Below are 12793 nucleotides of genomic sequence, written 5' to 3'. Positions count from 1 at the left end.
TCATGAAAAAGATATTTAGTTTAGTTGTTGCATTATTGACTTTGGCTTCTTGTTCGGAAGATTTCCTGAATCTGACGCCTCAATATTATCCGAATGATGCGACATTCTTTAAAACCCAGGAGCAATTCACGCAAGCAGTGAACGGAGCCTATTCCGCTTTACGGGGAGTATCGGCAAGACAAGGATATCTGATGGGAGAAATGCGTTCCGACAATACGCACTACACCCGCTATAAAGCGGACCGCGGTCTACACATCCTATATCGCGAAAACATTGCGGATTTTGTTGTAGACGACCAGAACCAATGGACAAATGAAATGTATTATGCATGTTATACGGGCATTTCAAGAGCCAACACCATTCTGAACCGCATTGAAGGGACAACTTTTCCCGATGATTTCAAAAATAAAACGATCGGGGAGGCTAAATTCATCCGTGCCTTCATGTATTTCCAATTGGTGCAATGCTACGGAGACATCCCTTTGCATCTGGAAGAAGTGACGGGAGCAGACAACGCATTCTTACCCCGTTCGTCCGTTAACGATGTATATACGGCCATCATCGACGATGTGAAAGACGCCATCGAGAAACTTCCGACAGTCAAATTCCCGCAAAACGGTGCGGCAACCAAAGGAGCAGCCAAAATGCTTTACGCTTATGTATTGATGACAAAGCCGGACCGGGATTATGCGACAGCGGAAGCGCAGTTGAAAGATGTCATGAATATGGGATATGAATTACTTCCCGATTATGCCGATATATACGACACATCCAAAAAGAACGGAAAAGAATCGATCTTCGAAATCCAATATCAAATGGGAGATCAAGGGCAGCAAAGTGATTGGCTGTACTACTTTATCCCCAAAACAACGAATGCGGAAATTATTACAGGTGTTCCCGATTGTAGTACGCTGCTGACAGGGGGCTGGAATGTCCCGACACCGGAAATGATCGCTTCTTACGAGCCGGGAGATCTCCGCGTCGACCCGTCTATTGCGGTTGCGGTCGGTACACTGGATGCGGCAAACGCTTTAGTCGTAACCGATGTACTAAAAATCGGCGATCCCAAGATCAATGATTACCCTGTAAATTATCCGTTTATCAATAAATACCGTCACGCACACTCCAAAATAGAAAATACAGACGACAACTGGCCTGTTTACCGTTATGCGGACTGTCTGTTATTGTTAGCCGAATGCTTGGTGGAACAAGGACGTGCGGGAGACGCAGCACCTTATGTCAATCAGGTACGTGCACGTGCAGGTTTACCAGCTGTCACAACAATCAATGCCGAGGTGGTTGCCAATGAACGACGTCACGAACTCGCATTTGAGAACCATCGCTGGTATGATTTGTTGAGAACAGGAAAAGCTCTTGAAGTAATGACCGCGTACGGAAAATATATCAAAACGATTGATACGGAACTTCCTGAACGTACCTATCAGATAAAACCGGAATATTTGCTTTATCCGATACCTTACAACGAGTTGCAATTAAATGAGCAACTCAAACAAAATCCCGGTTATTAATTATCATAATTAACAAAAAGACCTTTACTTTTGCAGTAGAGGTCTTTTTACTATTAGCACCATGAATACACGACACATTATCAGAAACTTTATGTATGCCGTAGCGGGAGGTATCCTGTCTCTCGGAACGGCCGGTTGCAGTGGCAACAAAGCGGAAACGACAGATAGTTTTTCCACTCTGGAAGCCCAATTCTCCAATCCTTCATCCGAGTACCGTACAGCTCCCTTTATGGTTTGGAACGGAAAAGTTACAGAAGCTGAAATAGACCGCATGCTGAAAGACTTTAAAGATGCCGGGTGCGGAGGAGCGTTTATCCACCCCCGTCCGGGCATGATCACGGAATATATGTCGGACGAATGGTATTCCCTCTACCGCTATGCCGTCGATAAAGGAAAAGAGATGGGACTGGACATCTGGATCTACGATGAAAACTCCTATCCCAGCGGCTTTGCCGGAGGACATGTTCCCGAAGAGATGCCCGAATCCTACAACCAAGGACAAGGACTTGCCCTGACGAAAGCAGACCTCTTGCCAGACAAGACAGACGCATATTCCATCATCCTGAAAAAGGAAGGTGACAAATGGGAGGATATCACGAACGCCCTGAGCCAGCATAAAAAAGCAAAAGGAGAATATTACCTCTACAAAAAGACCTATTTAGGCAAGTCGGACTGGTACGGTGGCTACTCATATGTCGATCTGCTTGTTCCCGGTGTAACCGAGAAGTTCATCGACATCACAATGAAAGGTTACGAGAAGAGCATACAGGACGAGTTCGGGAAGTCTGTTTTCGGTATCTTCACCGACGAACCGAACATCAGTAGTCCGGGTGGCCTGCGTTGGACTCCGGATCTGTTCGAAGTCTTTCAAAAGCAGTGGGGATACGATCTAAAACCACTCCTTCCCCTCCTGAACGAAGAGACGGGCAATTGGAAACAGGTACGCCATAATTATATGGAAACCCTGTTGCAAATGTTTGTCGACCGCTGGTCCAAACCCTGGCACCATTACTGCGAGACGAACAACCTGAAATGGACCGGACACTATTGGGAACACGGTTGGCCGCAAATGAACGACGGACCGGACAATATGGCAATGTACGCCTGGCATCAGGTACCCGCTATCGACATGCTGTTCAACCAGTTCGACGAAACCAGCCCGCAAGCACAGTTCGGCAATATCCGCGCAGTAAAAGAATTGCGCAGCGCCGCCAACCAGACAGGCCGCAGCCGTACCCTCAGCGAAACTTATGGCGGCGGCGGTTGGGATGAAACTTTCAAAGACTTCAAGCGGCTGAGCGATTGGGAATATGTACTCGGGGTCAACTTCATGAACCAACATTTAGCCCATATGACACTGACGGGAGCACGCAAATACGACTATCCGCCGGTATTCACCTACCATTCTCCCTGGTGGCCCGACTACCGCGAACTGAATGACTATTACGGACGCCTTTCATTTGTTATGAGCAAAGGCATCCAGAAAAACGATATTTTGGTTCTGGAACCCAACTCGACTCTATGGAGCTATTACGTCCATACAGGAAGTTCCCCGAAACTCATGGAGATAGGAAGTGATTTCCAAACTTTTGTAACGACTTTGGAAAAGAACCAGGTAGAATATGACCTCGGTTCCGAAAACATCATCAAAGACCTCGGAAAGGTAGAAAACGGGCGTTTCATCGTCGGCAATGCCTCCTACTCGACTGTCGTTCTGCCTCCCATGATGGAGACTTTAAACAAGCCTACCTTCAACCTCTTGCAACAATTTGTAGAACAAGGTGGACAGATCATAACCTTCTCCGCTCCCACCCGGATAGACGGGGCTGTCAATGACGAACTGGCCGGACTGTTGACCGGTGCAACCGTCACATCACTCCCGGAACTATCCAAAGATGTAATCGCCCGGTATTTCTCTTCCGATAACTTCAGGATTACTTTCAACAGTGGTAACCTGTATCACCACCGTCGCCGGTTTGCAGACGGAGAATTGGTTTTTCTCGTCAACTCTTCAATGGATGAAGTTGTTGACGGCACCCTTTCGACGCAGGGAAAAGCCATGCTGGAAATGGATGCCCTGAACGGAGAAATCTATACGTATCCGTCTTCAAAAGAAGGAGACAAACTAAGTACATCTTTCCGGATCGAACCGGCAGGAAGCCTCTTGCTTTACTGTTCTGACAAGAACCCGAAAAACTATCCGGAACGCCCCGGAAAAGCGGGAAGCAGCCCGGTTACGGCAACAAGCCGGACCACCGTCAGCCGTTTACGCGACAATGCTCTGACAATTGACTTTTGCGACGTTACGGTTAAAGGAAAGACTTACAAGAAACAACATTTCTCCCGTGCCGCCGATATCGCCTTCAAAGCGCACGGATTCACCAACGGCAATCCCTGGAATACCTCCGTACAATACAAACGGAATATCCTCGACCGCGACCACTTTAAGGATGGCGGCTTCACGGCCTCCTATCATTTTACGGTAAACGACGCTTTCGACTATTCCGGTATCAAACTGGTTTCCGAACGCCCCGAACTATTTACCGTAAAAATCAACGGAAATCTCGTGAACGTTCTTCCAGATGAATGGTGGCTGGACCGTTCTTTCGGCGTTTATCCGATAGGCGGACAGGTGAAAAAAGGTAGCAATACGGTAGAACTCAGCATCAACCCGATGCGTATTTTTGCAGAGATAGAACCGGTCTACATCATCGGAAACTTCTCGGTCGTACCCGAACAAGAGGGATGGAGCATCGGTGCGCCACAGGAATCGTTCGCTCTGGGTAGCTGGAAAGAACAAAAGCAACCGTTCTACTCATGGGATATGAGCTATAGCAAAGAATATACCCTCGATGACCTTACAGGCAGATATGCCGTCAAACTGAACAAATGGAACGGGACGGTAGCAGAAGTATATGTCAACGGACAGAAAGCCGGTATGATCGCCTTCGACCCCTGGCAACTGGATGTAACGTCCTACCTGAAAGAGGGTGGCAACACGATCGATGTACATGTGATCGGCAGTTTGAAGAACCTGTTAGGTCCGCATTACCGGAATCCGGCTCCCGGCCTGGCATCTCCCTGGCATTGGAAAAACGTAGACAAACCGATATCCGGAAAAGAATACCAGATGATGGATTACGGGCTGATGGAAGATTTTGAATTAATTCATTAAACATACACGAAAAAAGGGTGCGTGCTTTTTCGGAAAAGCATGGCACCTTTTTCAAAAAAGGACGGCAGCATGAAAAATAGACTTTTAAACATTTGTATCTTATGTATGGTTTTTCCTTTCTTTCTACAGGCAGCGGACACACATTCCGTTTATAACCTGCGATGCGAACAGGAAGAAAACCCGTTAGGAATCGAAACAGGACAACCTTGTTTCAGCTGGCAGATACAGGCACAACAACGGAACTTCGAACAATCGGCCTGGCAGATATTAGTGGCCGATTCTCCGGAAAAACTACAGGCCGGCAATGGAAATATCTGGGACAGCGGAAAAACGCTTTCTTCCGCCTCGATCCTTGTTCCTTTCAAAGGAAAAGAATTGAAAGCAGGACAGACCTACTACTGGAAAGTAAGGAGTTGGGATAAGGAGGACAGCCCTTCCCGCTGGAGCTGTACCCATACCTTCGGCATGGGGCTTCTTTCGGAAAAAGACTGGAGCAATGCCAAATGGATTGCACTGGAAAAAGACAGGAAAGACGAAATCGTCACGACAGGGCTGCACGGACTGGCCAACGTAGACCGGGAACTCAAAGGCAAAAAGATCGGTATGTACCGCCTCCCCCAATTCCGAAAAGAATTTACGGTTCAAAAACCGGTGAAACGAGCAACCGCCTATGTCTCCGGGCTCGGACATTTCGATATGTTCCTGAATGGAGAGAAGGTGGGTAACAACTTTCTCGATCCGGGATGGACAAAATATGATAAATGTGCGCTGTATGTCACTTTCGATCTGTCCGGACAGCTAAAGCAAGGCGGAAACGCAATAGGCGTCATGTTGGGAAACGGCTTTTTCAATATCCCGAGGGAACGTTATTTCAAACTGCTTGCTTCATATGGCGCTCCGCGCCTCTTGATGAAAATACAAATCGAATATGCAGACGGCAGTACGCAGGACATCGTAACCGGTACAGACTGGAAAACAACCGAAAGCCCCGTTACCTACAGCAGTATTTACGGCGGTGAAGATTACGATGCCACGAAAGAACAGACCGGATGGATGCAACCCGGTTTCGACGACCGTACCTGGAACAAAGCCCTCGACACAGGCTGGAAAACCCGGCTCCTCTCCCAACGCTCCGCACCGCTGACCGTACGTGACCGAATCCCCACCGTCCGTCTTTTCAAGACCCGGAAAGGACAATGGGTGTACGATTTGGGACAAAACTTTTCCGGCATCATACAGCTTTCCCTGCATTCAAAGGACACGCACCCGGTTAAGCTCTATCCGGCCGAACTACTGAATCCGGACAGTACCGTAAACCAAAGCGCGTCCGGCGCTCCTTTCTGGTTCGGTTACACACCGAAAGGAAAAGGTATTGAAAGTTGGCAACCCCAGTTTACCTACTACGGTTTTCGTTACGTGCAGGTCGAAGGTGCTGTTCCCGCCGGACAACCCAATCCGGACGGACTACCTGAAATAACGGAAATCACCGGTCTTCATACTTGCAATTCGGCCGAAGATGTCGGCAGTTTCCATTGTTCCAAGCCGTTGTTCAATCAGACATACGAACTGATCGACTGGGCGATCCGCAGCAATATGGCAAGCGTGCTGACCGACTGCCCGCATCGTGAGAAGTTGGGTTGGCTGGAAGAAGCGCACCTGATGCAATACTCCGTACAATACCGCTACAACCTGGCACGCCTGTACGAAAAGACATTCAACGATATGCGCTCCACACAAGCAGCCAACGGCATGATACCGACCATTGCTCCCGAACTGGTCGAATTCGAAGGAGGCTTCAAGGATACGCCGGAATGGGGAAGCACATTTGTCATCAGCCCTTGGTACATTTACCAATGGTATGGCGATACGCGCCCGATCGAAACCTATTATCCGGATATGCAACGCTACATCGACTACCTTTCCTCGAAAGCCGACAACCATATTATCGCCTACGGCTTGGGAGACTGGTTCGACATCGGTCCGAAAAGTCCGGGAGAATCGCAACTGACCTCCAATGGCGTAACGGCAACGGCTATCTACTATTACGACGTCACCCTGATGGAGAAAATGGCAAACCTTTTAGGGAAGCCGGACGATGCACGCAAGTACCAGGAACTGGCGGCCCGGATCAAACAAGCCTTCAACCGGACTTTCTGGAACCCGTCCACCCGTACCTACGACCGCAACAGCCAGGCGGCAAACGCCGTCGCACTCTACATGGGACTGACGACTCCGGAAAACAGGCAGCAGGTATTCGATAACCTGATAGCCGATATCCGCGGACGCAACAACGCCCTGACGGCAGGCGACGTCGGCTACCGCTATGTCTTGCGTGCCCTTGAAGCCGGTGGCGCTTCGGATGTCATTTACGACATGAACTGCAAGTACGACACACCGGGATACGGTTGGCAACTGGCACACGGAGCTACCGCTCTCACCGAATCCTGGCAGGCATACGGCTTCGTATCGAACAATCATTTTATGTTGGGTCATCTGATGGAATGGTTGTTCAGCGGCTTAGGAGGCATCCGTCAGAAAGAAGATTCCTTCGGGTTTAAGCATATTGTCATCAAACCCGAACCGGTCGGTGATGTCCGCGACGCACAGGTTTCCTACGAATCGCCTTACGGACAGATTGTTTCCGACTGGAAAGACAACGATAAAGAATTTATCATCCGAGTGGAAGTACCGGCAAACAGCAAAGCCTCCGTCTATCTCCCGTCTGCCGACACGAAACAAATAACCGAAAGCGGTGTACGATTGGAAGATGTCCCCGGAATCAGTTGCAAACAAGAAGGAAACCAGTATGTCGTGGCAACAACAGGTTCCGGTACTTATACTTTCAAAGTGAAGAAAAATAAATAATGAAGAATACCATGAATACAACAAAAAAGGAAGTTAAAGTCGGACTGATCGGAGTCGGATTGAACACCTATTGGAATCAATTCGAAGGGCTTCTCTCCCGATTGGCGGATTACCAAAGAAAGATAAAAGAACGTATGTCCGGCTTACAGGCAACCGTGATTGACGGGGGAATGGTAGACAGCCCGGAAAAGGCAGCCCGGACAGCAGAAGTTTTAAAAAGTGAAGACATAGAAATCCTCTTCATCTTTATTTCGACCTATGCCCTTTCCTCAACGATCCTTCCGATCGCCCAGCGCATCAAGATTCCGGTTATCCTGCTCAACATACAACCCGTAGCCGCCATAAATTACAATTATATCAACGGATTAGGCGACCGTGGGAAAATGACCGGCGAATGGCTGGCTCACTGCCAAGCCTGTTCCACTCCGGAATTTGCCTGCGTATTCAACCGTGCCGGCATCAAATACGACATCCTGACCGGTTACCTCGAAGAACCATACGTATGGAACGAAATCGAAAACTGGATCGATGCGGCAAGGGCCGTGCAAGGGATGCGTAACAACCGGATGGGGATTCTCGGACACTATTATTGCGGTATGCTGGACGTTTACACCGACATTACCCGGCAATCCTTCACTTTCGGCACTCACATAGAGCTTATCGAAATGTGCGAACTCAAAGCTTACCGGGATGCTGTAACGGAAGACGAACGAACAGCAAAACGTCTGGAATTTTCCATGAAGTTTGAAGTCGACCCGCATTGTGAAGAATACGAATTGGATCGTGCTGCCCGCACCTCTGTCGCACTCGATAAACTGGCCGAAGCCCACGACCTCGGTTCAATGGCCTACTACTACGAAGGTTGGAAAGGAAACGATTATGAAAATATCGTGACTTCCGTAATAGCCGGCAATACCCTGCTTACAGGACGCGGCATCCCGGTAGCAGGCGAATGCGAAGTAAAGAACGTACAAGCCATGAAGCTCCTTTCTCTTTTAGATGCCGGAGGTTCATTCTCTGAACCGTATGCCATGGACTTCAATGACGATGTTGTTTTATGGGGACATGACGGGCCGGCCCACTTCGCCATTGCCGAGGGAAAGGTCAGCCTCGTACCGCTACCCGTATATCACGGTAAACCGGGCAAAGGATTGTCCATTCAGATGCGCGTCAAGCAGGGACCTGTCACTTTTCTTTCCGTATGTGAAAATAATGATGGCGTATTTTTACTTGTCGCAGAGGGAGAATCGACCGACGGACCCACCCTGCACATAGGAAACACGAACAGCCGCTACAGGTTCAGTTGCGGAGCCCGCACCTTTATGAACCGATGGAGTAAGGCGGGGCCTTCACACCACTGTGCAATCGGTATCGGACATGTTGCGGACAAGCTAAAGAAGATAGCTTTCCTGTTAGACATACCTGTTATCCAGGTTTGTTAAAAGACAAGAAAAAAGAGAGAGCCTCTCTAATGTAGAGGAGACGTTATCCCCTACAGCAGAGAGACACCCTCTCCTGACTTTAATTGGCATAATCGCTGATTCTGACATTTCTTGTTCTAATTCAGGAGTACCGCAAGAATAACTACCTGACGTGTCAATTATATCATTTTTCCAATATTGTATTTTCCATCAGCACAACGTCATAATCTTTATTGAAAAAAGACATTTTTACCTCCATCTGATTATTTTCCAAACCTCGTGCATCCAACAATGTTTGAACATTGATGCGATAAATTTTTTGCATTGTTGTATTCACCGTTTTTTCTAATGCTGCACCATACACTTCTCCAATATCAATTCTTATTTGAGAGAAAGTGAATGTATTTATACAGAAAAGAGCAACTATAGATATTAAATATTTCATGATATTTTCATTTATTCGATTATTATATTTTTGTGAACTTGTATATTCTTAAGGAAAAGCGGTAGTGGATATATGGATGAGAAAGGAGCACGAACTTCACCTGAAAAAATAATTTCCAAATCTTCCTCCAATTGATCTTGGGAGATGTTTTCAGGAAAAAAGTTTGCATATTCTTCCTCTTTTGTGGTCGCAATTCCTAATTTTCCAGTAAAACACTTTTTAATCCAGCCTTTCTGATTTTTAAAAGCTACATATTCTTTCCACTCTCCTTCGAAGTATTGATTCCACTCGTCATCCCATTCCGACAGTTTAAGTGTTTCATATCCGCCGAAAGTTTCAAAATCTTCATTTGAGTCACACCCTCCGGCAAAAAACATAGACACAAAAAGCAGCAACGGCCACAGCCATCGCCTCATTCTTATTTTCTTTTGTACATTCATACTTTCTGATTTGTTTTAAAGTCAACATCCTAAAATCCATACATTCTTTTGATGAGAAGACGAACCCAGGTTAACACAAGGTTCGTTGACACTGTAGCAAACATTCCCGGCAGGCAGTCATTCCTTTCTTTAAACCTGCGTTTTTGATTTATTACTGATTGCAACAAATATAGGGATAATATTATTACAAAATACAATAGCACCCTTTAAAATAAAGGATGCAATAGAATTCGGATTCGTTGCATCAGGGGAAAAAATGTATCGGTTTATTTCCCGGTAATGATCCTCCGTATCTCGCTCAGCTTATTCAGAGCTTCCAGCGGCGTCAGGTTGTTGACATCCAGATTCTTGATCTCATCCCGCACCTGGCTGAGTACCGGGTCGTCCAATTGGAAGAAGCTGAGCTGGTAGCCGTCTGCCGATGAAGCGATTCCTTTTACAGGCTTGCTTTTGACGCTGCCTTTGCGTTTTTCCGTGGCGATCCCCTCCTGGCGGTTTTCCGTTTCCAACTGTTTGAGGATCTCATTGGAACGCTTTACGATGCTTTTCGGCATGCCGGCCATCTTGGCCACATGGATACCGAAACTGTGCTCACTGCCTCCGGGGATCAGCTTGCGCAAGAAGATCACTTTGTTATTGACCTCCTTCACCGAGACATTGTAGTTCTTGATGCGTTTGAAAGAAGCCTCCATCTCGTTCAGCTCGTGGTAATGGGTGGCAAACAAGGTCTTCGCACGGGCATTGGGATGTTCGTGGATATATTCGACAATCGCCCAGGCAATGGAAATACCGTCGTATGTGCTTGTCCCGCGTCCCAATTCGTCAAACAGGACAAGACTGCGGGAAGACATGTTGTTGAGGATATCCGAAGCCTCGTTCATCTCCACCATGAAAGTGGATTCTCCAACCGAAATGTTATCCGAGGCTCCCACACGCGTAAATATCTTGTCGACAATCCCGATATGGGCGCATTCGGCAGGGACGAAACAACCGATCTGGGACATCAGCGTGATCAAGGCCGTCTGGCGAAGCAAAGCGGACTTGCCGGCCATGTTCGGTCCGGTGATAATGATGATCTGCTGCTTTTCATCGTCGAGATAGACATCGTTGGCAATATAAGGCTCGCCGATAGGCAACTGCTTTTCGATCACCGGGTGGCGGCCTGCCTTAATATCGATCACCTGCGAATCATTCACATCCGGACGGATATAGCGGTTGCTTTCAGCCACCTTGGCAAACGAGAGCAGGCAGTCCAGACGACCGATCAGGTTTGCATTCACCTGGATGGGCGGGATATATTCGGAAAGGCAAAGTACCAGTTCGTTGAAAAGACGAGCTTCCAGCGAAAGTATCTTCTCTTCCGCCCCCAATATCTTTTCTTCGTATTCTTTCAGTTCTTCGGTAATATAACGTTCGGCATTCACCAAGGTCTGTTTGCGTATCCATTCGGCAGGAACTTTGTCCTTGTAGGCGTTACGCACCTCGATATAATATCCGAAGACGTTGTTGAAACCGATTTTAAGGCTCGATATGCCCGTCAGCTCTATTTCCCGTGCTTGCACCTTCAAGAGATAATCTTTGCCCGAATAAGCGATTGCACGCAGTTCGTCCAGCTCGGCGTTCACGCCTGTCGCAATCACGCCGCCCCGGTTCAACAAGGAAGGCGGATCGTTATTGATCTCCTTTTCTATCCGGTCGCGGATCAAGGCACAGGCATTCAACTGTTCGCCGATACGGCAAAGACTCGGTTCATCGCTTGCCGTGCAAGCCTCCTTGATCGGCTCGATGGCGCGAAGGGCGACTTTCAACTGCACCACTTCGCGGGGAGAGACGCGGCCGACCGCTACTTTGGAAATGATACGTTCCAGGTCGCCGATCTGTTCTAATTTTTCTTCCAACAGTTCCTTCACTTCGGGATGGCGGAAGAAATATTCCACTACGTCCTGACGCTCGTGGATCGGTTTCACATCCTTCAACGGGAACAAGATCCAACGGCGCAGCATACGCGATCCCATCGGGGATACGGTCTTGTCCAGTACATCCAGCAAGCTCGTCCCCTCCTCGTTCATCGTGCTGACCAACTCTAAACTGCGCACCGTAAACTTGTCGAGGCGCACATAACGGTCTTCTTCGATACGGGAAAGAGAGGTGATATGAGAAATATGGGTGTGCTGCGTCTGATCCAGATAATACAGGATGGCCCCCGAAGCTACGATTCCTAATTTCAAGTGCTGGACACCGAAGCCTTTCAGGTTCTTCGTTTCGAAATGTTTCAACAGGCGGTCGTTGGCCGCTTCCGAAGTGAACACCCAGTCGTCCAGTTCGAAAATAAAGAACCGGGGACCGAAAGCCTCTTCAAAACGTTTACGGCTGCCCCGTTCGACCAATACCTCTTTCGGGGAAAAGTTATTCAGCAGTTTATCCACATAATCAACGGTTCCTTCGGCTGTCAGGAACTCGCCGGTAGAGATATCGAGGAATGCGATTCCACAGACATCCTTACCGAAATGGAGGGCGGCAAGGAAGTTGTTTTCTTTATGGTTGAGGATATTGTCGTTGATAGAGACACCCGGAGTCACCAGTTCGGTGATGCCTCGCTTCACTAATTTCTTCGTGAGCTTCGGATCTTCCAGCTGGTCGCAGATGGCTACGCGCTTGCCGGCACGCACCAGTTTAGGCAGATAGCTGTCCAACGCATGGTGGGGGAAACCGGCCATCTCGACCGTTTGCCCCGGCCCGTTCGCTTTTTTCGTCTGTACGATACCTAAGATTTCAGCTCCTGTCACAGCATCTTCGCCATACATTTCGTAAAAGTCGCCTACACGGAATAGCAGGATTGCATCAGGATGTTTCGCCTTTATATCGAAATACTGCTTCATCAAGGGTGTTTCCACTATCTTTGCCACTGTTCTTTTCTT

At 48.0% G+C, this 12793-nt stretch carries 7 protein-coding genes; 4 read left to right on the top strand and 3 right to left on the bottom strand.

All coding sequences use genetic code 11. From position 1 onward, the window contains the following. Positions 1–2: 2 nt before the first annotated feature. The 4 genes from ACW6QF_RS03535 to ACW6QF_RS03520 all read left to right on the top strand — a co-directional run bounded on the left by ACW6QF_RS03535 (position 3) and on the right by ACW6QF_RS03520 (position 9011). On the top strand, positions 3–1529 hold the full coding sequence (locus ACW6QF_RS03535; protein WP_456086851.1) for a RagB/SusD family nutrient uptake outer membrane protein: 1527 nt from the start codon (positions 3–5) through the stop codon (positions 1527–1529). 61 nt (positions 1530–1590) lie between these two features. Beyond that, a complete protein-coding gene (locus ACW6QF_RS03530; protein ID WP_456086850.1) occupies positions 1591–4704 on the top strand; it encodes a glycosyl hydrolase in 3114 nt (1037 codons plus the stop codon). 69 nt (positions 4705–4773) lie between these two features. Further along, positions 4774–7569, top strand: coding sequence for a family 78 glycoside hydrolase catalytic domain (locus ACW6QF_RS03525; RefSeq protein ID WP_456086849.1), 2796 nt, complete (start codon positions 4774–4776; stop codon positions 7567–7569). A gap of 11 nt (positions 7570–7580) precedes the next feature. Then, positions 7581–9011, top strand: coding sequence for an arabinose isomerase (locus tag ACW6QF_RS03520; RefSeq protein ID WP_456086848.1), 1431 nt, complete (start codon positions 7581–7583; stop codon positions 9009–9011). 163 nt (positions 9012–9174) lie between these two features. Here the strand turns inward: ACW6QF_RS03520 and ACW6QF_RS03515 are convergent, their stop codons facing one another. The 3 genes from ACW6QF_RS03515 to mutS all read right to left on the bottom strand — a co-directional run bounded on the left by ACW6QF_RS03515 (position 9175) and on the right by mutS (position 12781). Next, positions 9175–9435, bottom strand: a complete 261-nt coding sequence (locus tag ACW6QF_RS03515; RefSeq protein ID WP_456086847.1) for a hypothetical protein — start codon at positions 9433–9435, stop codon at positions 9175–9177. 11 nt (positions 9436–9446) lie between these two features. Beyond that, positions 9447–9875, bottom strand: coding sequence for a hypothetical protein (locus tag ACW6QF_RS03510; RefSeq protein ID WP_456086846.1), 429 nt, complete (start codon positions 9873–9875; stop codon positions 9447–9449). Positions 9876–10141: 266 nt separating this feature from the next. After that, complete coding sequence (gene mutS / locus ACW6QF_RS03505) at positions 10142–12781, bottom strand: DNA mismatch repair protein MutS (protein WP_456086845.1); 2640 nt, start codon at positions 12779–12781, stop codon at positions 10142–10144. Positions 12782–12793: the final 12 nt, after the last annotated feature.

The sequence above is a fragment of the Parabacteroides sp. genome, assembly GCF_977054455.1.
The sequence above is the reverse complement of the archived record's forward strand: the minus strand, read 5'-3'. Positions and strand labels throughout refer to the sequence as shown.

Coding starts and splice junctions, on each gene's coding strand:
- ACW6QF_RS03530 (WP_456086850.1), top strand. CDS start 1,591: ATGAATACACGACACATTATCAGAAACTTTATGTATGCCGTAGCGGGA.
- ACW6QF_RS03535 (WP_456086851.1), top strand. CDS start 3: ATGAAAAAGATATTTAGTTTAGTTGTTGCATTATTGACTTTGGCTTCT.
- ACW6QF_RS03515 (WP_456086847.1), bottom strand. CDS start 9,435: ATGAAATATTTAATATCTATAGTTGCTCTTTTCTGTATAAATACATTC.
- ACW6QF_RS03520 (WP_456086848.1), top strand. CDS start 7,581: ATGAATACAACAAAAAAGGAAGTTAAAGTCGGACTGATCGGAGTCGGA.
- ACW6QF_RS03510 (WP_456086846.1), bottom strand. CDS start 9,875: ATGAATGTACAAAAGAAAATAAGAATGAGGCGATGGCTGTGGCCGTTG.
- ACW6QF_RS03525 (WP_456086849.1), top strand. CDS start 4,774: ATGAAAAATAGACTTTTAAACATTTGTATCTTATGTATGGTTTTTCCT.